Origin of the sequence: Pseudomonas sp. IT-P253 (assembly GCF_949768125.1) — a bacterium.
In the GTDB taxonomy this organism is placed as follows: domain Bacteria; phylum Pseudomonadota; class Gammaproteobacteria; order Pseudomonadales; family Pseudomonadaceae; genus Aquipseudomonas.
This window is the reverse complement of sequence record NZ_CATKPT010000016.1, coordinates 1-23,072: the sequence shown is the minus strand read 5'-3', so window position 1 is coordinate 23,072 and position 23,072 is coordinate 1. Positions and strand designations below refer to the sequence as shown.

Here is a 23,072-nt window from a genome sequence, read left to right as displayed (position 1 = left end):
CGCGTCAGCTGATGCACCGAGTTGAATTCTTCGCGGGCAAGCCTCGCTCCTACGGGTTGATGTCGTTCGCCATGTTCGTGATCGATATAAATCCGTAGGAGCGAGGCTTGCCCGCGAAGCTTTTACAAACAGCGCGGTCCCTGGAATTAAGGCTGAATTAAGTCGCCACCGCTAATCTGGCCCCACTTAAACAGCTCACCCAAGGAAGAACTTCATGAAAACCCTGATGGCCCTGCTCACCGCTGCGGCCCTGACCCTCACGGCTGGCATGGCCCAGGCTGGTGATGTACCGATCGATCAGATTCCTCAACTGGTCAAAGAAGGCAAGATCAAGCCGCAGGAAGCGCTGGACCAGATCGTGCTGAAGTTGCACCCGGGGGCCACGATTACCGACCGCGACCTGGACAACCACTTCAACGGCTATGAGTACGAAGTCGAAGTGCGCGACGCTAAAGGCGTTGAATGGGACGTGGATTTGAACGCCGCCACCGGCGAAGTCCTGAAAAGCAAACAAGACACCTGATGCCCGTATAACAAAGCCGCACGATGTTCGGATCGTGCGGCTTTTGTGCATTCAGTATCGGGCTCGATCGCTGAAATTGTTCATTACGCGTTCAGGCGCGCCGTCACTTCATTCAATTGCCCCGACAACCCGTGCAGGTTGTGGCTCGCCGCTTCGGTGCGTTGCACGTTGTCCAGGTTGGTACTGGCGATGCTGGTGATTTCGGTGAGGTTGCGCGAGATGTCTTCGGCTACCGACGTCTGCTCTTCAGCGGCGGTAGCGATCTGGCGGTTCATGTCGCGAATAGCTTCCACCGCGAGGGTAATTCGCTCAAGCATGGCGCCGGCCTCGGTCACTTGCTGGACGCTTTCTTCACTGCGCGACTGACCGCTTTCTATCGCCTGGGCCGCGTCCACCGCTCCGGTTTGTACGGTCTGGATGATCTGGTTGATCTCGATGATCGACGCCGCCGTGCGTTGTGCCAGGCTGCGGACTTCATCGGCCACCACCGCGAAACCGCGCCCGGCTTCACCGGCACGCGCCGCTTCGATGGCCGCGTTGAGTGCCAGCAAATTGGTCTGCTCGGCAATGCCGCGAATCACTTCCAGCACCTTGCCGATGCGCCCACTGTCAGTTTCCAGACGACGGATAACCGTGGCGGTATTGGCGATCTCGCCGCGCATTTGAGTGATGGTGTGAATGGTGCCCTGCATGACTCTTTCGCCCTGCTGGGCGGACTGGTCGGCATCGTCGGCCGCACGGGCCGCGTCGGCGGCGTGACGTGCGACTTCCTGAGCGGTGGCGGACATTTCGTTCATCGCCGTGGCCACTTGATCGGTGCGATTGAACTGTTCATTGGTGCCACCAGCCATGAGGCTGGCGATCGAATTCAGCTCGCCGCTGGCGCTGTCCAGATCCTTGGCACTGCGCTGCAAATGGCTGAAGGTTTCGGCGAGAAAATCGCGCAAGGTGTTGGCCGCTATCGCCAGCTTGCCCAACTCGTCCTGACGGCTGCTGGCCACGCGCTCGGCAAACTTGCCCTGGCTCAGTTGCGCCACGTACTCGATCAGTTTACGAATCGGCTCGACCAGATTGCGGTTGACCAGCCACAGGCTCAACAGGCCGATCAACAGACCTGATCCGAGCATCACGATGATTCCCAGCAACACAGTACGATCGGCGCTGGCGCTGATCAGCGTCGACTGCTCGGCGCCCTGCTTACGTAACTCGCTGACCAGTTCGCTCATCTGATCGCTGGTCGCACGGTCCACGCCTTTGACGGCGGTGTCGCCAGCGAAGGGGTCGGCACTGGCTGCCACATAAGCATCGCGGCCCTTCAGGTAAGCCGCGCCCAACTGTCGGTGTTCGTCGCGCAGGCGTTCTATGCGGGTTTTGAGCAGCGGCTCGATGCCTTTCTGCGTGGCCAGTTCGCCGAGGATGCGCTGCACGTCGCGCTGACGGTCTTCGAACTGTTTCCAGTATTTGTCCAGATCGGCCGGTTGCTTGCCGCGCAGCAGGACGTTTTTCCATTCCTGAACCTGCACTTTGAATTGCAGGTTGGCTTCGTCGACCAGTTGCGAGGTGTGCAGTGGGCCATCGATCAGATTCGCGTAGCTCTGTACGCCGCTGGACAGGAAATGAAAGCAGGCCAGGGCGATCAGCAACATGGCCAACAGACTGCCACTCAACAAGGCGAGGATTTGTGCTCTCAGGGATTTTTGCAGCATCAAGTGATACTCATGACAGGGATGAGGCACGCCACAACGCGGCGTGAAAAGTGTCCGGACATCCCTGTCTGCGACCTTGGTTCGAGGCCAAAGCCATGCAAGTTAACGTCTGCGTAATCGGCATGCCAGAGCGGTTCTTGAATACATTCCGACCACCGGCATGGCCACTATCAAGCCTTCATTCAACGGTCACAAAACTGTCAAAACTCCTTGCGATGATGCGGCTCACGTGAACCTGCGAACCCCGCCGTAACGCGACCCGCCCCTGTGGGAGCGAGCCTGCTCGCGAAGGCGATATGTCAGCTGCATTTATGTCGACTGACACTGCCTCTTCGCGAGCAGGCTCGCTCCCACAGGGGCGCAGCCGAACGCAGGCTTCGCCAGCTGCTACATAAAGCGATTGCGCCCCCATTGCGAGCACTAATGAACCACAGCATCGATCAAAGCCATCGCGACTCAGACCTGTTCGGCCTGCTTTACGGTTTCAGTTTTCGCCCAGGCGAACGCGGTCGGGAGATCGATTCGGCCAAGGCGTTGCACTGCCTGCAACAACTGGACGACAGCGACGAATTTCTCTGGCTGCACCTGAACCTGGCGCATGCCGCGTGCGAGCGCTGGATGAAAAGCAATCTGGATTTGCCGGACGAGTTTTTCGAAGCCTTGCACGAAGGCTCGCGCTCGACCCGCATCGAGCACGTGGACTCGGCGTTGCTGGCGGTGGTCAACGACGTGGTGTTCAACCTCAGCAGCATGGTTTCGTCCGATGTCTCGACGTTGTGGGTCTGCGCCCGCAGTCGTTTGATCATCAGCGCACGCCTGCAACCACTGCATTCGGTGGACAAACTGCGTTCGTCGGTAAAGGGCGGTGAATGCTTTCGCTCACCACTGGAATTGCTCGTGCATTTGCTGCGCGACCAGGGCGAAGTGCTGACCCAGATCGTGCGCAAGACCAGCCAGAGTGTCGATCAGATCGAAGACGAGTTGCTGTCCTCGCGACTGTCGACCAACCGTGCGGAACTGGGCGCCAATCGCCGGGTGTTGGTACGTTTGCAACGGCTGCTGGCGCTGGAGCCAGGCTCGTTGCTGCGCCTGCTCAATCGCCCGCCACAGTGGCTGCAAAAAGAAGACGTGAAGGAACTGCGCAAGTCCACCGAGGAGTTTGCGCTGATCATCAACGACCTCACCGCACTGGGCGAGCGGATCAAGCTGTTGCAGGAAGAAATTGCCGCCAACCTCAACGAACAGAGCAACCGCACACTGTTCACCTTGACCGTGGTCACGGTGCTGGCATTGCCGATCAACATCATCGCCGGTTTCTTCGGCATGAACGTGGGTGGTGTGCCGCTTTCAGGGGACCCCGAAGGGTTCTGGATTCTGGTGGCGCTGGTCGTGACGTTTACCGCGATTGCCGGGCGCTGGGCGTTTCGCAAGCGTCAGGATTATTGAGAGCCTGCGCGCTTCTTGTAGCAGCTGGCGAAGCCTGCGTTCGGCTGCGAAGCAGTCGTGATTCGTTCAGGCACACCGAGAGTTCCGCAATTACGACTGCTTCGCAGCCGAACGCAGGCTTCGCCAGCTGCTACAGGTCCGTGTCATTTGGATCAATGCCCCGGCAAAAAAACCAAACCCTGATCTGAGGCAGTTTCTCTGTAACATTCAGCAACGATCATGACCGATACTCCTCCTTACTCAGGATTGTCCGTTATGGCTACTCCTACCTTTACCGCCGCTGCACAGGCTCCCGTCAGCGGCACCAAACCGCAACTCGACAAAAAACCCGGCCTGCTCACCATCGTGGTGTTTTTTGCCGTGCTGGGTTGCGGGTTGTTGTTCACGGCCTACAGCCTGATGCACGACATGAGCGAACTCGGCACCGTGGTGACCACGTGGACGCCGTTTCTGCTGTTGGGCGTGGCGCTGCTGATTGCGTTGGGCTTTGAGTTCGTCAACGGTTTCCATGACACCGCCAATGCGGTGGCCACGGTGATTTACACCAATTCGCTGCCGCCGCATTTCGCGGTGGTCTGGTCCGGTTTCTTCAATTTCCTCGGCGTGCTGCTGTCCAGCGGCGCGGTGGCGTTCGGCATCATCGCCCTGTTGCCGGTGGAGCTGATTCTGCAAGTCGGTTCTTCCGCCGGTTTCGCGATGATCTTCGCCCTGCTGATCGCGGCGATCCTGTGGAACCTCGGCACATGGTGGCTGGGCTTGCCAGCGTCGTCGTCGCACACGCTGATTGGTTCGATCATCGGTGTCGGCGTGGCCAATGCCTTGATGCATGGCCGCGACGGCACCAGCGGCGTGGACTGGGCGCAAGCGATCAAGATCGGTTATGCGCTGCTGCTGTCGCCGCTGATCGGCTTTGGCTTTGCCGCACTGTTGCTGCTGGCCCTGCGTGCTTTCGTCAAGAATCGCTCACTGTACAAGGCACCAAAGGGCGACACCCCGCCACCGTGGTGGATTCGCGGCCTGTTGATCCTGACCTGCACGGGCGTGTCTTTCGCCCACGGTTCCAACGACGGTCAGAAAGGCATGGGCCTGATCATGCTGATTCTGGTGGGCACCCTGCCGATGGCGTATGCGCTGAACCGCACGATGCCGGCGGATCAAGCCCTGCAGTTCGCGGCGGTGGCCGAAGTCACTCAGCAAGCCCTGGTCAAAAGTGCACCGCTGCCGGCGCCGGCCGACCCGCGCCCGGTGCTGTCCGATTACGTGCGCAGCAAGGTAGTGACGCCGCAACTGATCCCCGCCCTCGCCGCGCTGACCGGCAACATCGGTAACGAAGTGAAAGGCTACGGCTCACTGTCGAAAGTCCCGGCCGAGGCCATGGGTAACGTGCGCAACGACATGTACCTGACCAGCGAAACCATTCGCCTGATGGACAAGAACAAAGTCGGCAACTTCGATGCTGACACCACCGGCAAACTGCAACTGTTCAAACAGCAAATCGACAACGCCACGCGGTTCATTCCCCTGTGGGTAAAAATCGCGGTGGCCATCGCCCTGGGGCTCGGCACCATGGTCGGCTGGAAGCGCATCGTGGTGACGGTCGGCGAAAAAATCGGCAAGACCCACCTGACCTATGCACAGGGTGCGTCGGCGGAAACCGTGGCCATGCTGACCATCGGCGCCGCTGACATGTTCGGTCTGCCGGTGTCGACCACCCATGTGCTGTCCTCGGGGGTGGCCGGGACCATGGTCGCCAACGGTGGCGGGCTGCAGATGAAGACCGTCCGCAATCTACTGATGGCCTGGGTGCTGACCTTGCCGGCAGCGATTTTGTTGTCAGGCAGTTTGTATTGGTTGTTCACCCAAATATTTTAACCAGCCTCAACATGTAACCCCTGTAGGAGCGAGGCTTGCCCGCGAAGAACGATAACGCGGTATACAAATGACCGCGTTATCGTTCTTCGCGGGCAAGCCTCGCTCCTACAGGGATTTTTTTGGCCTGGAGAAAGCATTTCGTCGCAAATTCAGGGGATTACGCTTTTATTGATCCATCACCCGCCGGACCGCACTTCAGTTTGTTAACGTGTTGCCGATTCTTAAGAGACTCGATGCATTCAGGAGAGGAATCGTGAATCTGTACATCAATCAGCTTCAGCACAAAGCTGACTTCAAAGAAGCCATCTACGCCGGCGACATTTTCCTGAACACTCAGCTACGCGCCGCCAAAGAGCTGTGTGCGTTCGCCCAGGAAAGCATCACCGCCGCTTTCGACGGCGAGACCCGTCACCAGGCGCTGCACACGCTGATGCCGGTGGAAGAATTCGTGGTGCTGGTGACTCGCCTGAAGGGCCAGTTCACCAACAGCCAACGCGCCAAGGATCTGATCCTGTCGTTCATCGACGAGATCGGTGCCGACCCTCGTGAATACATTTTCGACGTACCGCGCATTCGCGTGGTGCCGAACTACGAGTACCTGCACGCCGGTGTCAGCTACGCCTACAAACCTCATCGCGACACCTGGTATGGCAGCGTCGATTGCCAGATCAACACCTGGATGCCGGTGCACACCATCAGCCCCGACCAGACCATGATGATCAACGGCGGCTACTTCGACGTGCCGGTGAAGAACACCTCCAGCGAATGGAGCCTCAACGACTGGATCAGCAACCAGCGGCATAAAGCCAAGGACAACCTCAAAGAGGAGGTCCGCGTGCATCCGGTGCCGCTGGAAGAAATCAATACCGCGTCCGAAGTGCGCATTGCCGGCAATACCGGTGAGATGCTGATCTTCTCCGGTTCGCACCTGCACGGCACGGTGGCCAACCACACCAATCAAACCCGCTTCAGCGTGGACTTCCGCCTGATGCACCTCGACGACCTCAAGCACAAACGCGGCGCCATCAACGTCGACAGCGCATGCCCGGATGTCGGCGCAGGCTTCAAAGACTATTTCCACGCCCACGACTTTTCTAATTTCCAAGGAATCGAAGCATGACCAAGCGTCGCATCACGCCTGCAGAGGCCCAGTACAACGAAACCCGTGCCAATGTCCTGAAACGGGTCGATGCCGAGTATGTAGCCGACGCACCCTTTGTCTTCGCCAACCGCATCGGCGTGACCGCTGCCCTGTCGCGCATGGAGCTGTTCAAGAAAGTCGCCGAAGTACCGGGCGCGATCATCGAGTGCGGCGTGTACAAGGGCAACTCGCTGATGCTCTATATGCACTTGTCGATGATTCTTGAACCGTATGCGATCAACCGTTCGATCGTTGGCTTCGACACGTTCGAAGGTTTCCAGAGCATCGACAAAAACGAAGACCCGGCCGACGTCAACGAGACCATGTTCTCCGACACCGACCAGTCGTTGATCCAGGACATGATCGACGCCAACGACCTGCTGCGCCCGGTCAACCGCATCCCGCGTTGCGAGCTGGTCAAAGGCGACATCGTCAAAACCGTGCCTGAGTGGGTGAAGACCCGTCCGGACCTGGTCGTGGCCATGCTGATCCTCGACACCGACCTGTACGAATCGACCAAAGTCGCGCTGGAAACGTTCCTGCCGTACATGCCAAAAGGCGCGATCGTGGTATTGGACGAAGTCGCCTACCGCAACTTCCCGGGCGAAACCAAAGCCCTGCGCGAAGTGCTCGACCTGAACAAGATCGAGCTCAAGCGCTTGCCGTTCGACTCCTGCGTAGGTTATTTCCACGTCTAACGCATAACCCTGTGGGAGCGAGCCTGCTCGCGAAGGCGCCCGATCAGTCAACATCAATGTTGAATGTGAAATCCTCTTCGCGAGCAGGCTCGCACACAAGATCTTTTTTCTTTTACCCTTCGCAAGACTCGCGCAGCACAAGCCGCTCGCGCACCACGTCATACACCCAGTGGTAAACGTAGGTGTACGGCAGGAAAAACAGCAACACGCCGATGTCCAGCAGGAACGCTTGCCACAGGCTGATGTTCAGCCAGCAGGCAATCAGCGGCACACCGACCGCGACCAGACCGCCCTCAAACAGTAACGCATGGACGATTCGAACCCAGGCGTTGTGCACGATGTTGAAACGCTCAAGCACACGATCGAACAGGCCGTTGAAGACCACGTTCCAGGCCAGGGCGAGGGCTGCGATCAGCAGGGTGACAACACCCATTTCCAGCATCGGCTTGTCCATGATCCAGGCCAGCAACGGCGTACAGATCAGGATGGCCAACAGTTCGAAACCCATGGCCTGGAAAATACGTTCGGTGATGGTTTTGTTGGCGTTCATGAGCAGAAATCCTTGAGTGACGATGGTTGCCATGATCGTCCCTCACCCCGATACTTCCTAACCAATAACCATCGATCAAGGCGATAGTTCATGGCTTCTCAGGAAGTGTTGCAAGCCTTTGTGCAAGCGGCGACCCAAGGCTCGTTCTCTGCAGCGGCACGTAAGCTTGGCCGCAGTCAGTCGACCATCAGCGCAGCGGTCGCCAGCCTGGAGATTGACCTGAACCTGACGCTGTTCGACCGTAGCAGCCGAAAACCTACACTCACCCCGGCCGGGCATGTGATGTTGCAACGGGCCGAAGACATTCTGGCCGCCACCAGCCGTCTGGAAATGACGGCCAGCCAACTGTCCCAAGGGGTTGAGGCGAAGCTGACGGTAGCGATTTCCGACACCTATCAGTCCGACCGGTTCGAAGCGGCACTGAGTGCCTTCGAACAGCGTTATCCGGACTTGGAACTCGAATGTTTGATTGCTGAGTGCGATGACCTGGTGGCGTTGGTGCAACGCGGTCGGGCGCACGTTGCTTTCGCAGAAATGCAGGACAGTTATCCGCCGGACCTGGTCAGTTCGACTGTCGAGGAACGCACGGAAATTGCCTTGTTTGTGTCCCGTGAGCATCCGTTGGCGGCGCTGAGCGGTATCGATCAGGAGGTGCTGCAACAGCATCGGGAGCTGCGTCTGGCGACCATCGTCAATCCGTATGAAAGCCGTGCGAAGGGGCGCGTCTGGTCGGCCCCGAGTTACCTGATGCTGCTGGAAATGGCCCAGGGCGGGTTTGGCTGGGCGCCATTGCCGCGCTGGCTGGTGGGGCGGTTTGATAGCGGGACGCTGGTGGAACTGGAGGTGCGCGGTTGGCCCAAATCGGTGTTTGTCGATGCGCTGTGGTCACGCCTGCACCCGCCGGGGCCGGCAGGGAGCTGGTTGTTGAGCAAGATGCTGGAATAGCGGTGCGCCCTTCGCGAGCAGGCTCGCTCCCACATTGGATCTGTGGCGCCATGAAGATCAACTGTGGGAGCGAGCCTGCTCGCGAAGGGGACAGCGAATTCACCTCACTCCAACGCCCTGATCCGCGCCTCGATAAACCGCTGCTCCGGCACCTGCCGGGTCAATTCCAGCGCCCGTTGATACGCCGCCCTGGCCTCCTCGACCCGCCCCAACTGCCGAAAAAATTCCGCCCGCGCCGAATGCGCCAAGTGGTAATCCAGCAACTCCCCGCGCGCCAGAATATCCTCCACCAGCGTCAACGCCGCTAACGGTCCATCCCGTTTGGAGATTGCCGCCGCACGGTTCAACTCGATCACCGGCGAAGGCACGGCGGCCAACAGTACGTCATACAGGCCGACAATCTGCGGCCAGTCCGTCTCCCCCGCCGAAGGCGCCTGCGCATGCACCGCCGCAATGGCCGCCTGCAGGCAATAAGGCCCGAAACGCCCCGTCGTCAACGCCCGTTCCACCAGCGCGCAGCCTTCGGTCATCATCCCGACGTCCCACAGCGAACGGTCCTGCTCATCCAGCACAATCAGATCCCCACTGGACGAGGTCCGCGCCGGGCGACGCGACTCGTGCAGCAGCATCAGTGCCAGCAGCCCCATCACCTCCGATTCCGGCAACAGCTCCATCAACAATCGGCCGAGCCGAATCGCCTCGCGGGTCAGGTCTTCACGGGTCAATTGCGCACCGACGGATGCCGAGTAACCTTCGTTGAACACCAGATAGATCACCCGCAGTACGCTGTCGAGGCGTTCCGGCAACTCAGCCAGGGTTGGCACTTGATAAGGGATTTTCGCGTCACGAATCTTGGCTTTGGCCCGCACGATACGCTGGGCGATGGTGGTCGGCGCCGAGAGAAACGCCCGGGCGATTTCTTCTGTGGTCAAGTCGCAGACTTCCCGCAACGTCAACGGCACTTGAGCGTCCGCCGCGAGTGCCGGGTGGCAACAGGTGAAGATCAGGCGCAGGCGGTCATCTTCCACGTCTTCGTCGCTCCAGTCAGCCTGCTCCAGCGCCTCCAGTTGAGTGACCAACATTGGCCGGGACGCGGCGAAGCGTGCGCGCCGACGCAACACATCAATGGCCTTGAAGCGCCCGGTGGACACCAGCCAGGCGCGCGGGTTGTCCGGCACGCCGTCACGCTGCCAGCGCTCGATCGCGACGAAAAACGCCTCGTGCAAGGCCTCTTCCGCGAGGTCGAAATCCCCCAGCAAACGGATCAGGGTCGCCAGCACCCGCCGCGAGTCTTCGCGGTAAACCTGCTCGACCCGCGCCCGAACCGACTCGCCAGGCATCAGTCCGGCATGCCTTCGGTCACCAGCGTCACCAGCCGATCGAGGCTCTGCCCCCAGCCGACGTGAAAGCCCATGGCCTCATGAGCCTTGCGATCCTCTTCGGACCAGTGCATGGCGCGCGCGGTGTAGAGGGTTTTGCCGTTCCGGTCCTCGAGCGTCACTTCGGCGCTCATGAAGGGTTTACCCGACGGAATCCAGCCCGGGATGAAGGCATCGGTGAACACCAGCCGCTCAGGCGCGGTGATCTCGAGGAACACGCCCATGGTCGGGTATTCGGCGCCGTCCGGGGCGCGCATCAGGGTCCGAAACTGGCCACCGACCCAAAGATCCATTTCGCACTCAGGGGTGGTCATCCCATGAGGCCCCCACCACTGCACGAGCAAGGCCGGCTCGGTCCAGGCGCGGAAGACTTTGTTGCGCGGTGCGTCGATCAGGCGGCTGATGGACAACCCGAATTCCGCAGGCGGGTGTTGAAAAGGCTGTGGGCTCATGGGGCTCTCCTGGGTTGTGATTTCTATTCAGGGATTCAACTGACGAACGGGACGCACCTCGACACAGCCCACCCGGGCCGCCGGAATATTACCGGCGACCTGAATGGCCTCATTGAGGTCTTTGGCATCGATCAGGTAGAAGCCGGCCAACTGCTCCTTGGTTTCGGCGAAAGGCCCGTCGGTGATCGACATTTTGCCGTTGCGCATGCGCACGGTGGTCGCGGTTTGCACCGACTCCAGTGCCTCGGCCGCGACCATCCGGCCGCTGCCCTGGATCGACTCGGCATAGGCCATGCACTCGGCGTCCTTGGGACTTTCAGGCGACGCGTGCAATTCGCGCTCGTTGCTGTAGACCAGGCATAAATATTTCATAGGGCTCTCCCTAATCGAACTGATCAACTATGGCTGCAGATAGGTGCTTTCGCGACATTCCCGACGAATCAACCGGACAATCAGGGTTTCAGGTCGAACAAGGCCGTGCCGCTCATCATGTCGAACGGGGCCCAGTGTTCGTCGGTCGCGTACAGCGCCATGACTTTTTCCACATCCTTGGCGATGACGGCTTGACGATAGGTTTCAATCAGGGTCTGGATTTCGGTTTGAGCGGTGAGAGCATTCATGACGATTCTCCGAAAGGTTTATCGTGAAGACACCCTTAGTCGTCTGGCGAAATACCAAATCGACACTCGAAATAAAAAAACCATGAACACAAACTCGCTAGAATCTGTGGCTTATCTTTGTTGGAAAAAGGACACTCCAGTGACAGCCCGACTCGTGCCTTACGAAAGCCTGAACGCGCTCCAGCGCCAGCAGGTCGAGGCCATCGAAGTTCACACAGAACAAATCAAATTCTCCGGCGACATCCACGGGGCGTTGCACACCCTGCTGTCCAAGCCGGGCCCTGGCGTCAAAGGGTTTGCCCTGCTCGCCGAAGAAGTCCCCGTCGCCTTCCTGCTGCTCAAACGCCCACCGGTATTACCGGCCTGGGCCGATGAACACAGCGCCACCTTGCATGCGCTGCAAGTCGATCACCGGGCTCAGGGCAAAGGGTATGGCAAGGCCTGCCTGCACGCCCTGCCCGAGGTGGCGCGTCAGGCCTTTCCGGAAATAAAAGCGCTGGAGTTGTCGGTGGATGCGGACAATGCAGCCGCCATCGCGCTTTACGTAAAATTCGGCTGGGCAGACAGCGGCGAGGCCTACAAGGGCCGGATAGGTTATGAACGGCGGATGGGCCTGATTTTCTGAGAGAGCAATAATTTCCACTGTTTGCCGACCCACGGACCGACTATCAATACAAAACCAGTGTGGGAGCGAGCTTGCTCGCGATGGCGGTCTGAAAGTCGATATTTCTGTTGAATGTCAGGCCGTCATCGCGAGCAAGCTCGCTCCCACATTTAATCTGCAATGTCCTGACGAGAGGGTTACAACTTCAACACCATCTCATGCCACGCCATGCCGCCATGGTCAGACGCTGAAGGCTTGATGTAGGCAAACCCGATCCCGGCATAGAGCGCAATATGCCGCTCCTTGCACATCAGGTTGATGCTGGTTTTGTTCAACGTACGCATCCGCTCGATGAATTCGCCCATCAAGCGTTTCGCCAAACCCTGCCCCTGATAATCCGGATGCACCACCACCGACATGATCACCACATGCGGGCCCTTCGGGTCGTGGCCAATCAATTCCTTGAATGCCTCGTCCGACATTTCCACCTGAAACGCCGCACCCGAGTTGATGAAACCGGCTACCACGCCGTCGACTTCGGCGACGATAAAGCCCTCGGGCCAGGTGGCAATGCGCGTGGCGATTTTCTCGCGGGTGGCGGCTTCGTCGCCTTCATAGGCGACGGTTTCGATGGCGTAGCAACGATCCAGATCAGCAGGTGTGACGTGGCGGATGACGAGGTTCATGGCAGCTCGGATTCAGCGATAAAGAGGCTGGCGATCATAAATTATTGCGCCTTGATCGGCAGCCAGATTTCCAGCACACCGGTGTTGAGCTTCGGGTTGAAGTCCTCGCTGTAGCGTTCGAACTCCGGCGCGTCCGCCGCTTTGTATTTGGACTGTGGCAGCCAGGTTTTCCAGATGTATTGAAAGGTTTGGGGCAAGGTGTCCAGCGTGCCCTGGTGTTCGAACACCGCGTACTGCTGAGGCTGAACCTCGACCCAGCGGTACTTGTCGGGCAGGTCGTCGAGCTTGCTGATTTCGACGCCGGCGATGTATTCGAAGCCGCCCTTGCCATCCGGATTGCAGCAGATGCCGTAGGTGACTTCATCTTTTTGACCGGGAATTTTGCCAATCTCGGGAATGAACCTATCCCAGAGCTTTGGGATGTTTTTCTTTGTAGCCGTGGTAAATCGTCCGCCAAACCCTGCAATGAGCAGAAAGTGCCCGCGTTCGATGCGTGGCCCAGTCGGTGCGACGCCTGTTGGCTCATCCATGACTCGACTCCTGGATCAAAAAGGTGGGTTTGGCTGGGAGTATAGAAGCCAAACCCGATTCGCCCAGTTACAGTGCGTGCAACGGCTCGATGGCGCCCGCACCGACAAACTCGTTGTAACCCGATAGGATCACGTAGACCGCGAAATAGCAGAAGATCGCCGCCGATGCCATGTACGAATAACGCAACAGTTTATCGCCCAACAACTTGCCGCCGTGGCTCGCCGCCAAGCACAACCCCACACACCAAAGCAGTCCGGCGCAGAAGAACCCGCTCAAGAACAACGCCGAGCTGAGCGCCCCGGCCCCACCCGAACGCGCGATCAGTGTGCCGCCCACCGCAGCGAACCAGAGAATCGCACTCGGTGAAGACATGGCCAGGAAGATCCCGCGAAAAAACTCCTTGCGGTGCGAGTTCTGCCCCACGTCCCCGGCCTGCGCCAGCACCGCTTCGTGGTGAATCGCCGAATAGATCATCTTCGCCGCGAAATACACCAGCAGCGCCGAACCACCGATCCATAGCACCCATCGTACGGTTTCGTACTGCAGCAAAACGGTCATGCCGGCCAACGCCAGCACTGCGTAAATCAGGTCACCGACACAGGTCCCCAACCCCAGCGCAAAGCCCTGGAAATAGCCGCGCTGCATCGCCAGCGTGATCATCGCGATATTGGCCACGCCAATGTCCAGGCACAGCGAAAGGCTCAGCAAGAAGCCACTGGTGAATTCCATTAATCCTTTTCCTTCGGACAAATTTGTTTACATCGTCTCTGGACAGTGTGCCATACCAGCCCTTATCTTCCGCAACAGGCCACCGCAGTGGCCAGCGTCGCTCGGACGGTTCCGGGCGCTCACGTTATACGAGGCAACAATGGCCAACCCAGGTTCGCCGCGCCGCTTTGCGCGCATAGATCGACTCCCCCCTTACGTTTTCAACATCACTGCCGAGCTGAAGATGGCCGCCCGTCGTCGTGGCGAAGACATCATCGACTTCAGCATGGGCAACCCCGACGGCCCCACACCGCCGCACATCGTCGAAAAACTGGTCACCGTTGCGCAACGCGAAGACACCCACGGTTACTCGACGTCCAAGGGTATTCCGCGTCTGCGTCGGGCGATATCCAACTGGTACAAGGATCGCTACGAGGTCGACATCGACCCGGAAAGCGAAGCCATTGTCACCATCGGCTCCAAGGAAGGCCTGGCGCATTTGATGCTGGCCACCCTCGACCAGGGCGACACCGTCCTGGTGCCGAACCCAAGCTACCCGATTCACATTTACGGTGCCGTGATTGCCGGCGCCCAGGTGCGTTCAGTGCCGCTGATTCCGGGCGTGGACTTCTTCGCCGAGCTGGAAAGTGCCATTCGCGGTTCGATCCCGAAACCGAAAATGATGATCCTCGGTTTCCCGTCCAACCCCACCGCGCAGTGCGTGGAGCTGGACTTCTTCGAGCGCGTGATCGCCCTTGCCAAGCAGTACGACGTGTTAGTGGTGCACGATCTGGCCTACGCCGACATCGTCTATGACGGCTGGAAAGCCCCGTCGATCATGCAAGTGCCCGGCGCCAAGGACATCGCGGTGGAGTTTTTCACCCTGTCCAAGAGCTACAACATGGCGGGCTGGCGCATCGGTTTCATGGTCGGCAACGCGGAGCTGGTCAATGCCCTGGCGCGGATCAAGAGCTACCACGACTACGGCACGTTCACCCCGCTGCAGGTCGCGGCCATTGCGGCGCTGGAAGGCGATCAGCAGTGCGTCAAAGACATCGCCGAGCAGTATCGCCAGCGGCGCAACGTGCTGGTCAAAGGCCTGCATGAGCTGGGCTGGATGGTCGAAAACCCGAAAGCGTCGATGTACGTCTGGGCCAAGATTCCCGAGGCATATGCGCACCTGGGCTCGCTTGAGTTCGCCAAGAAACTGCTGGCCGAGGCCAAGGTCTGCGTCTCGCCGGGTGTGGGTTTCGGGGAATATGGCGATGATCACGTGCGCTTCGCGCTGATCGAAAACCAGGACCGGATTCGCCAGGCCGTGCGCGGAATACGCGCGATGTTCCGGGCGGATGGGCTGATCAGCAAAACCAACGCCTGACACCTGACACATAACACCGAACACCGAACACCGAACACCGAACACCGAACACTGTAGGAGCTGTCGAGTGAAACGAGGCTGCGATCTTTTGATCTTGATTTTGATCTAAAAAAACAAGATCAAAAGATCGCAGCCTCGTTTCACTCGACAGCTCCTACAGGGACAGGGACAGGGACAGGGATTTCGATTCATCACCCACAAAAAAACCGCATCGCTGCGGTTTTTTTGTGTCTGGCGTTTGTGTCAGACGAACATCGACAACAGCAGAATAAAGCACAGCGCCACGATGGACAGGATGGTTTCCATCGCCGTCCAGGTCTTGAAGGTTTCCGCAACGGTCATGTTGAAGTACTGCTTCACCAGCCAGAAACCCGCGTCGTTGACGTGAGACAGGATCAACGAACCGGCACCGGTCGCCAGTACCAGCAGCTCACGGTTCACACCCGGAATCATCCCCACCACCGGCACCACAATGCCCGCGCCTGTAATGGTCGCCACGGTCGCCGAACCGGTGGCCACGCGAATCACCGCCGCCACCAGCCAGGCCAGCAGGATCGGCGAGATCTGTGCGTTCACCGCCATGTGGCCGATCACATCACCCACACCGCTGGTCACCAGCATCTGCTTGAAGCCACCACCGGCACCGATGATCAGAATGATCGCGGCGGTCGGCGCAAGGCTCGCATCGAGCAATTTCAGAATGCGTTTGGAGTCGATGCCCTGACGGTGGCCGAAGGTGTACAGCGACAGCAGCAAGGCCAGCAACAGCGCCGAGATCGGGTGACCGACCAGGTCCATGAAGGTGCGCAAGAAATTGCCATCCGGCAGCGCCACGTCAGCAAAGGTCTTGAGCAACATCAGGAACACCGGCAACAGCACGGTGACCAGGGTGATGCCGAAGCTCGGCAGTTCTGCCGCCTCAGGCTCGCGAGCCAGTTGATCCACCAGTTCCTGATTAGGATGGCCGGGGATGTATTTGGCAATGAATGTGCCGTAGATCGGGCCGGCGATGATGGCGGTTGGCAGCGCAACGATCAGGCCATAGAGAATGGTTTTACCGATGTCGGCACCGAACACGCCGATGGCCAGCAGCGGACCCGGGTGCGGCGGCACCAGACCGTGCACGGCGGACAGACCGGCCAGCAGAGGGATGCCGATTTTGATGATCGACACGCCGGTACGACGGGCGACGATGAACACCAGCGGGATCAGCAACACGAAACCGATTTCGAAGAACAGCGGAATGCCGACCAGGAAGGCGGCGAACATCATGGCCCACTGCACCTTGTCCTTGCCGAATGCACGAATCAGGGTCTGGGCAATTTGATCCGCCCCGCCCGACTCGGCCATCATTTTGCCGAGCATCGTCCCCAGCGCCAGGATGATCCCGACGAAACCAAGTACGCCACCGAAACCGTCCTGGAACGCTTTGATGATGGTGCCGATCGGCATGCCGGATGTCAGCCCGAGAAAAGCGGCGGCAATGATCAGAGCAATGAAAGGATGCAGCTTGAATTTGGTGATCAGGACGATAAGCCCGATCACCGTGACCACTGCATCGAGCAGCAGGAACGTCTCGTGGGACATGCCAAACATTAGGGGTGTCTCCTGGTTGTTGTTGTTATTAAAGCGGGTAATTCGCACGTCATAAGGACAGCGCTATCTCTGTGAGCAAAACTCATACGGCGCGCTTCAAGCCATGTTCCAGCCACCAGTGGTGCGCCTGAAGGGCCAATTCGTCGACGCTGTGGTTCGACGCATCGAGGGCCAGGGTCAGGGGCTCGCCCACGGGGGATTCGAGGGTCGCGAACTGGCTGGCGATCAACGTCGACGGCATGAAGTGGCCAGGACGATGGGACACACGGTCGGCGGCGACTTCAGGGGTCAGCTCAAGGAACACGAAGCCCAGGCCTGGCAAGGCGCTGCGCAGCACTTCGCGGTAACTGTGTTTGAGGGCCGAACACGTCAGCACCGGACGTTGGCCCTTGGCCTCTACGCGGCGCAGTTCATCGCACAGGCTGAGGAGCCAGCCGGCACGGTCGTCGTCGTTCAGGGGAATACCCGCGCTCATTTTTTCGATATTGGCGGCAGGGTGGAAAGTGTCGCCTTCAATGGCCGTTGCGCCGCTGAGTTGGCACAAGGCCTCGCTAACGCAGGTCTTGCCGCAACCGGCTACGCCCATGATGACCAGGGCGGTGATGGGATGATTCATGTAACACCTCAGCGCGCAGACAGCGCTACCTTTGCCAGTTATGACACTAGACGAAAAGTAGAAGTTGCCGACGCCTTCTTGTCATTTTTGTGGGTTGCAGCATGTTCGTTCCCAACGCCGAAAAGCGAGGTTCAGGCAAACCCCGCTCACGCATTTGCAGCTGCATCGAGACAGCGCTACCTTAGTGCCTCGAATTTTGTTTGGCAAGCCGTCCGATGATCTCTCCCAAAAACGATAAAAATACGCGCACCACTGGCCGCCCTACCCTCAACGAAGTGGCACGCCTGGCCGGTGTCAGCCCGATCACCGCCTCCCGCGCCTTGCGCGGCGTCAGCACCGTGGCCACTGAACTGGTGGAAAAAGTCCAGAAAGCCGCCCTCGAACTCAACTATGTGGTCAACCCCGCCGCCCGCGCGCTAGCCTCGGCGCAGAGCCATTCGGTGGTGGTGCTGGTGCCTTCGCTGTCCAACCTGTTGTTCATCGACACGCTGGAAGCCATTCATCAGGTGTTACGCCCCAAGGGCTTCGAAGTGCTGATCGGCAACTTCCATTACTCGCGCGATGAAGAAGAAAACCTGCTGCGCAACTACATGGCCTATCAGCCGCGAGGGTTGCTTCTGACCGGGTTTGATCGCACCGAAAGCTCGCGACGAATGATTGAGGCGAGCAACATTCCGTGCGTGTACATGATGGAACTGGACAGCGCGGCGGGCCTCAATTGTGTGGGTTTCTCGCAGCTCGCGGCCGGTGAAACAGCGGCGGAACATTTGCTGTCGCGCGGTCGCAAGCGTCTGGCCTATATCGGCGCGCAACTGGATCAACGCACGTTGCTGCGCGGTGAAGGTTTTCGCAAAGCCCTGCAAAAGGCCGGTTTGTATGACCCGGATCTGGAAGTGCTGACACCGCGCGCTTCCTCCGTCGGTTTGGGCGGCGAATTGTTTCTGCAACTGATCGCCAGTCATCCGGAGGTCGATGCGATTTTCTTCGGTAACGACGACCTGGCGCAGGGCGCGCTGCTTGAGGCGATGCGCTGCGGGATCAAGATCCCGGAACAAGTGGCGATCCTTGGCTTCAACGACCTGCCGGCCTCCGCCCACATGGTCCCGCGCCTGAGCAGCATCAGCACCCCACGCGAGGCCATTGGCCGCCGTGCGGCTGAGCAAATGCTGACCTTGATGGCAGGCAACACGGTGGCGAAACCGGTGCAGGACATGGGGTTTGAGTTGATGGTGCGCGAGAGTACCTGACACAGCCAGAGACTCGCGAAACACGCTCTTTGTAGCCGCTGGCGAAGCCTGCGTTCGACTGCGCAGCAGTCGTAAGATCAGCCGGCGCGGGGTTTCAGGAAGACCGTGTGCTCAGGTTTTACGACTGCTGCGCAGCCGAACGCAGGCTTCGCCAGCTGCTACAAAATAAGGTGGCAGCTGTGCGCGGGCTAGCAGACCAGGACTCTAGAACCCGGTAGACCCGAAGGTCTTCCCACGCACAGCCGCCATAACGTGAACTGATCACGAACGGTGGACGTTATGCGTCTAAAGTGCCCAGGCTGCTAGACCCGATCGCTGAATTGACAGCGACACGGAACGATAGAGTCCGGACACCAGACGCACAAGCCGGCGGATTCTGGCGTAGTTGTAGGCAATGGCGCAAGAAACCGTAGCCTCCGGAAACCGGCTGAAACCGCTTTCCTTCAGCCCCTTCCTACACAGCAGTACGGCTCCAAACGCCACGTCATGGGTTTTCAACTAATCTTGATGGTGTTCCTCATCCCGCTGATCGCTTGATGGATGAACACCAACCCGGTGCAAGCCTTCCTGCTCAAATTGGCACCCCGCTTGAAATCACTGTTAGAGTCCTGAAGCGTCGAATCGCTGAAGGAGTAGCCAAATGGAACATGCACTGAAAATTCTGGGTAAAGCTTCGTCCATCAACGTCCGAAAAGTCCTGTGGACTTGCGAGGAATTGGGAGTTTCCTATGAGCGTTAGGATTGGGGCAGCGGTTTCACCTCGACTCACCTTCCGGAGTTTCTGAGGCTCAACCCCAACGCGCAGGTGCCGGTGATCATCGACGAGGCCGGTGTGCTGTGGGAATCGAACACCATCTGCCGCTACCTGGCTGGCAAACACCAAAACACCGAATTGTTGCCGCACGAACCGGCGGCGCGTGCCCGGGTGGAACAGTGGATGGATTGGCAAGCCACCGAACTCAACCCTTCCTGGAGCTATGCATTCACGGCGCTGGTGCGCAAAGACCCGGAATTCCAGGATGCGCATCGCATTGCGGTCGGCATCCGCGGCTGGAACCAGAAAATGGCCATCCTCGAGCATCAACTCGCAGCCACCAAAGCCTATGTCACCGGGCCACACTTCACGCTGGCCGACATTGTCCTCGGGCTCTCCGTCAACCGCTGGCTGATGACCCCCATGGAACGACCCGACTACCCAGCCATCGATGAATATTTCCAACGGTTGGCGCAACGCCCGGGGTTCCTGAAACACGGCTGTAACGGCCTGCCTTGAGCGGCCCCACGCTATAAACCAGCAAAGTTTGAACGTTCATTGCAATAATCTGGCGAATCTCGATGCAAACGCGCCGAGATTCGCACGCATTGATTTCCGATAGCAGGCTAAGCTTCCTCTTCAACAAAAATTGGATCCGCTCATGCCTGCCCAATCCCCCATCACCGCTCAATCCGATGGCATCGACCCCGTTCGTGCCGCGCAGATCTCCGCCCGCATTGACCGACTTCCTGCTGTTTCAACTATTTGGCGGTTGGTGGCGCTGCTGTCGATCGGTGGTTTTTTCGAGCTCTATGACCTGTTCCAGACCGCCTACATCAGCCCGGGCCTGATCCGCGACGGCATCTTCGCCACCGGTAGTCAGGGGGTGTTCGGCTTCTCCGACCAGGCTGCCTTCGCCTCGGCAACGTTTCTTGGGTTGTTCCTCGGCGCGAGTGTCTTGAGTCCGCTGGCCGATCGTTTCGGCCGGCGCGCGATCTTCACCTTTGCGCTGGTGTGGTACACGGTCGCGACTGTGGCGATGGGCGTTCAAAGTTCAGCGCTGGGCATCATCTGCATGCGTTTTCTGGTGGGCATCGGGTTGGGTATCGAACTGGTGACCATCGACGCCTATCTCTCGGAACTGGTACCCAAACGCATGCGCAGTTCGGCGTTTGCCTTTGCATTTTTTGTGCAGTTTTTGTCGGTGCCGGCGGTGGCGCTGATGTCGTGGTGGCTGGTGCCGCAAGCGCCGTTCGGGGTGTCCGGTTGGCGCTGGGTGGTGTTGGCAAGCGCGGTGTTTGCGTTGTTCATCTGGTGGTTGCGCAAGCGCTTGCCGGAGTCACCGCGCTGGCTGGCCCAGCATGGACGGTTTGACGAGGCCAGCAAGATTCTCGATGGCATTGAAGCCCGCTGCGTAAAGGATCAGGGCAAGCCGCTGGATGAACCGGAACTGGCAGCGGTGGAGATTCAGGGCACGGGCCGTTTCGCCGATATCTGGCAGCCGCCCTATCGTCGTCGGGCCTTTATGCTGATTGTGTTTCACGTGTTCCAGGCCATCGGTTTCTTTGGTTTCGGCAACTGGCTGCCGGCGCTGCTCTCAGGCCAGGGCGTGAGCGTGACTCATAGCCTGATGTACGCGTTCATCATCACCCTCGCCTACCCGCTTGGGCCGCTGCTGTTCGTGAAGTTCGCCAACCGCTTCGAGAACAAATGGCAAATTGTCGGCTCGGCATTGGGCGCCATGACCTTCGGCACACTGTTCGCGTTGCAGACCAGCGCATTCGGCCTGATCTTCTGCGGGGTGATGATCACCTTCTGCAATGCCTGGCTGAGCTTCAGCTATCACTCCTACCAAAGTGAATTGTTCCCCACCAACATCCGTGCCCGGGCGGTGGGGTTCTGTTATTCCTTCAGTCGTTTGTCGACGGTGTTCAGCAGTTTGCTGATCGGGATTTTTCTCGAACACTTCGGTACGCCTGGGGTGTTGGCGTTTATTGTCAGCAGCATGCTGATCGTGATGTTGACCATCGGTTGGTTCGGTCCACGCACCCGCAACCTGGCGCTGGAGAATATTGCGCACCGTTGACGACAGTGCGGTCGACCACTGCCGCCAAGCGGCAAGCGTTGACCGCCTGCATCGTCATTCGCCGCTTGCGCTCTTTGAAAACACTGGGCGACAGTGACGGCATGGTAATTGCTCCTGCAGTGCGGACAGCAATTACCTACAGGTCCATTCATCATGTTGGTCAATGCAAAACAAACACCCATCGTTCAGCCACCGCAACGTACAGACATGGACCCGACCACGGCTGCGGCCAGTGCGTTGTACAGCGGCTTGATCCAGAGCGCGCAAAACAACGCGGTTGTGCAAACGGTGCAGAACAGCGCCAACGTCCAGGCCTCCGGCCTGACGTCCGCCACCCAGCAAGTCACGGCGGCCAACACCATCAGCGACAACGTCAATGAGGCATTCGCAAAAACCCGCGTGGCGCTGCAAGCCGCAGGGACCTCTAATGTGCCAACGTACGGCGATACCACGGCCATGACCGACTTCAAGGACTACATGAGCAAATCGCCCGAGCAGCGCTTGCACGACAGCATTCTCAAAGAGATGGGGTTGACGGAAGCCGATGTGAAAGCGATGCCGCCGGCACAACAGCAGGCCATCGGCAAAGAGATGGCCCAGCGCGTGCAAGACAAGTTGAAGCTGGCGACGACCGGGAATGCAGACAGCAGCAGCGGCAGCAGCCAGGTTATGGACAAGTTCCTCGCCTCGCTTTAACCACGCCCCGTAGGAGCGAGCTTGCTCGCGAAGAAACTGAGAGCAACGCATTTTATTCAGGAAGAACGCGTTATCGTTGAGTCCTTCGCGAGCAAGCTCGCTCCTACAGGAGGGGCTTAGAGCTTAATGACCGAACACATCCACCTTTTTGGCCTTTTTGTCCGCACGCTTTTCAATAGCGGTTTTCGCCGGTTTTTTCTTCGCTGCTTTCTTTGAATCCATGCCTTTGGCCATGATACTTACTCCACTCATACGGGGTGTGAGATCAGGTATACACCTATCCCCGCGCGCGCGTTCTTTTATAATCGCCCGCTTTGCACACCGACAGTCCACCACTATGCCTGACACCCAGTACACCTTGCTCGCCGAGCCTTTGTGGCCCTTGATGAACAAGTTTTATCGCGCCCACCAGTCATCGATGAAAGCGGTCCGCGACGCTCAATTGTGGGTCGCCCGGCGCGATGAGATCATTGGTGCGCTGTGTTTGCGACCCGTTTCAGGCGGCCACTGGCTGACCGGTTTGTTCGTCGATCCGGCCTGTCGTGAGCAAGGGATCGCGGCGGCGTTGATTGCGCAAGCGGTGAAAGGTCTCGAACAACCAGTCTGGCTGTTCTGCCATCCGGACTTGCGTGGCTTTTACGAACGCCGCGGGTTTTCCTTCGATCCGCAAATGCCGTATGCCATGGTCGAACGCCTGACCCGTTACGCACGCAGCAAACCGATGATCGCCATGGGCCTGGAACCGGCCGCCGCTTGAGGGGCTGAGTTCACCTGTGGGAGCGAGCCTGCTCGCGAAGGCGGTGTATCAGTCACTGAAAATGGTGAATGCAGCGGCCCC

General features: G+C 59.0%; 22 protein-coding genes and 2 pseudogenes. 13 read left to right on the top strand and 11 right to left on the bottom strand.

Going from position 1 to position 23,072, the window contains the following annotated elements; genetic code table 11:
* The first annotated feature begins 214 nt into the window (after nt 1-214).
* Nucleotides 215-523 (top strand): PepSY domain-containing protein, encoded by a 309-nt coding sequence (locus tag ACM6IR_RS10595; protein ID WP_414907666.1) that lies wholly within the window; start codon nt 215-217, stop codon nt 521-523.
* A gap of 83 nt (nt 524-606) precedes the next feature.
* Here ACM6IR_RS10595 and ACM6IR_RS10590 read toward each other — a convergent pair whose 3' ends face one another.
* Nucleotides 607-2,232, bottom strand: coding sequence for a methyl-accepting chemotaxis protein (locus ACM6IR_RS10590; RefSeq protein ID WP_414907665.1), 1,626 nt, complete (start codon nt 2,230-2,232; stop codon nt 607-609).
* 420 nt (nt 2,233-2,652) lie between these two features.
* Between ACM6IR_RS10590 and ACM6IR_RS10585 the strand changes: the two genes are divergently transcribed.
* From ACM6IR_RS10585 to ACM6IR_RS10570, 4 genes are all read left to right on the top strand, one after another.
* Nucleotides 2,653-3,675, top strand: coding sequence for a transporter (locus ACM6IR_RS10585; RefSeq protein WP_414907664.1), 1,023 nt, complete (start codon nt 2,653-2,655; stop codon nt 3,673-3,675).
* A gap of 255 nt (nt 3,676-3,930) precedes the next feature.
* Complete coding sequence (locus ACM6IR_RS10580) at nt 3,931-5,547, top strand: inorganic phosphate transporter (protein ID WP_414907663.1); 1,617 nt, start codon at nt 3,931-3,933, stop codon at nt 5,545-5,547.
* A gap of 253 nt (nt 5,548-5,800) precedes the next feature.
* A complete protein-coding gene (locus ACM6IR_RS10575; RefSeq protein ID WP_414907662.1) occupies nt 5,801-6,667 on the top strand; it encodes a hypothetical protein in 867 nt (288 codons plus the stop codon).
* Entirely contained in the window at nt 6,664-7,386 is a 723-nt protein-coding gene (locus ACM6IR_RS10570; RefSeq protein WP_046049529.1) for a TylF/MycF/NovP-related O-methyltransferase, read from the top strand. Before ACM6IR_RS10575 ends, ACM6IR_RS10570 begins: the two co-directional genes overlap by 4 nt.
* Nucleotides 7,387-7,498: 112 nt before the next feature.
* Here the strand turns inward: ACM6IR_RS10570 and ACM6IR_RS10565 are convergent, their stop codons facing one another.
* Entirely contained in the window at nt 7,499-7,936 is a 438-nt protein-coding gene (locus ACM6IR_RS10565) for a multidrug/biocide efflux PACE transporter (RefSeq protein ID WP_414907661.1), read from the bottom strand.
* A gap of 90 nt (nt 7,937-8,026) precedes the next feature.
* On the opposite strand from ACM6IR_RS10565, the gene ACM6IR_RS10560 reads away from it, so the two are divergent.
* Nucleotides 8,027-8,881 carry a LysR family transcriptional regulator gene (locus ACM6IR_RS10560; RefSeq protein ID WP_414907660.1) on the top strand — a complete coding sequence of 285 codons (855 nt, stop codon included), beginning with the start codon at nt 8,027-8,029 and terminating at the stop codon, nt 8,879-8,881.
* A gap of 104 nt (nt 8,882-8,985) precedes the next feature.
* Here the strand turns inward: ACM6IR_RS10560 and ACM6IR_RS10555 are convergent, their stop codons facing one another.
* The 4 genes and pseudogenes from ACM6IR_RS10555 to ACM6IR_RS10540 form a co-directional block, all read right to left on the bottom strand.
* Entirely contained in the window at nt 8,986-10,221 is a 1,236-nt protein-coding gene (locus ACM6IR_RS10555) for an RNA polymerase sigma factor (protein WP_414907659.1), read from the bottom strand.
* On the bottom strand, nt 10,221-10,712 hold the full coding sequence (locus ACM6IR_RS10550) for an SRPBCC family protein (protein WP_414907658.1): 492 nt from the start codon (nt 10,710-10,712) through the stop codon (nt 10,221-10,223). Before ACM6IR_RS10550 ends, ACM6IR_RS10555 begins: the two co-directional genes overlap by 1 nt.
* Nucleotides 10,713-10,739: 27 nt before the next feature.
* Nucleotides 10,740-11,084 carry a YciI family protein gene (locus ACM6IR_RS10545; RefSeq protein ID WP_414907657.1) on the bottom strand — a complete coding sequence of 115 codons (345 nt, stop codon included), beginning with the start codon at nt 11,082-11,084 and terminating at the stop codon, nt 10,740-10,742.
* A gap of 140 nt (nt 11,085-11,224) precedes the next feature.
* Nucleotides 11,225-11,332 (bottom strand): annotated as a pseudogene (locus ACM6IR_RS10540) (DUF4440 domain-containing protein); the annotation flags it as partial.
* A 139-nt stretch (nt 11,333-11,471) separates the two neighbouring features.
* Between ACM6IR_RS10540 and ACM6IR_RS10535 the strand changes: the two are divergent.
* Entirely contained in the window at nt 11,472-11,957 is a 486-nt protein-coding gene (locus ACM6IR_RS10535; RefSeq protein ID WP_414907656.1) for a GNAT family N-acetyltransferase, read from the top strand.
* Between the two features lie 176 nt (nt 11,958-12,133).
* Here ACM6IR_RS10535 and ACM6IR_RS10530 read toward each other — a convergent pair whose 3' ends face one another.
* The 3 genes from ACM6IR_RS10530 to ACM6IR_RS10520 form a co-directional block, all read right to left on the bottom strand.
* Nucleotides 12,134-12,622 (bottom strand): GNAT family N-acetyltransferase, encoded by a 489-nt coding sequence (locus ACM6IR_RS10530; protein WP_414907655.1) that lies wholly within the window; start codon nt 12,620-12,622, stop codon nt 12,134-12,136.
* Nucleotides 12,623-12,663: 41 nt separating this feature from the next.
* Nucleotides 12,664-13,152: a GyrI-like domain-containing protein gene (locus tag ACM6IR_RS10525; protein WP_414907654.1), complete on the bottom strand. Its 489-nt coding sequence runs from the start codon at nt 13,150-13,152 to the stop codon at nt 12,664-12,666.
* Between the two features lie 67 nt (nt 13,153-13,219).
* Nucleotides 13,220-13,882 carry a LysE family translocator gene (locus tag ACM6IR_RS10520; RefSeq protein WP_414907653.1) on the bottom strand — a complete coding sequence of 221 codons (663 nt, stop codon included), beginning with the start codon at nt 13,880-13,882 and terminating at the stop codon, nt 13,220-13,222.
* Nucleotides 13,883-14,021: 139 nt separating this feature from the next.
* Here ACM6IR_RS10520 and alaC point away from each other — a divergent pair, with 139 nt between their 5' ends.
* Nucleotides 14,022-15,239, top strand: a complete 1,218-nt coding sequence (gene alaC, locus ACM6IR_RS10515; protein ID WP_414907652.1) for an alanine transaminase — start codon at nt 14,022-14,024, stop codon at nt 15,237-15,239.
* A gap of 243 nt (nt 15,240-15,482) precedes the next feature.
* Here alaC and ACM6IR_RS10510 read toward each other — a convergent pair whose 3' ends face one another.
* Together ACM6IR_RS10510 and ACM6IR_RS10505 are read right to left on the bottom strand one after the other, a co-directional pair.
* Entirely contained in the window at nt 15,483-16,835 is a 1,353-nt protein-coding gene (locus ACM6IR_RS10510) for a GntP family permease (protein ID WP_414907651.1), read from the bottom strand.
* An 82-nt stretch (nt 16,836-16,917) separates the two neighbouring features.
* A complete protein-coding gene (locus ACM6IR_RS10505; RefSeq protein ID WP_414907650.1) occupies nt 16,918-17,451 on the bottom strand; it encodes a gluconokinase in 534 nt (177 codons plus the stop codon).
* A 215-nt stretch (nt 17,452-17,666) separates the two neighbouring features.
* On the opposite strand from ACM6IR_RS10505, the gene ACM6IR_RS10500 reads away from it, so the two are divergent.
* The 5 genes and pseudogenes from ACM6IR_RS10500 (at nt 17,667) to ACM6IR_RS10480 (ending at nt 22,991) form a co-directional block, all read left to right on the top strand.
* Nucleotides 17,667-18,698, top strand: coding sequence for a LacI family DNA-binding transcriptional regulator (locus ACM6IR_RS10500; RefSeq protein ID WP_414907649.1), 1,032 nt, complete (start codon nt 17,667-17,669; stop codon nt 18,696-18,698).
* Between the two features lie 640 nt (nt 18,699-19,338).
* Nucleotides 19,339-19,971 (top strand): annotated as a pseudogene (locus ACM6IR_RS10495) (glutathione S-transferase family protein).
* 142 nt (nt 19,972-20,113) lie between these two features.
* Nucleotides 20,114-21,538 (top strand): MFS transporter, encoded by a 1,425-nt coding sequence (locus ACM6IR_RS10490; protein WP_414907648.1) that lies wholly within the window; start codon nt 20,114-20,116, stop codon nt 21,536-21,538.
* Nucleotides 21,539-21,691: 153 nt separating this feature from the next.
* A complete protein-coding gene (locus ACM6IR_RS10485; RefSeq protein WP_414907647.1) occupies nt 21,692-22,234 on the top strand; it encodes a hypothetical protein in 543 nt (180 codons plus the stop codon).
* 337 nt (nt 22,235-22,571) lie between these two features.
* Nucleotides 22,572-22,991, top strand: a complete 420-nt coding sequence (locus tag ACM6IR_RS10480) for a GNAT family N-acetyltransferase (RefSeq protein WP_414907646.1) — start codon at nt 22,572-22,574, stop codon at nt 22,989-22,991.
* Nucleotides 22,992-23,072: the final 81 nt, after the last annotated feature.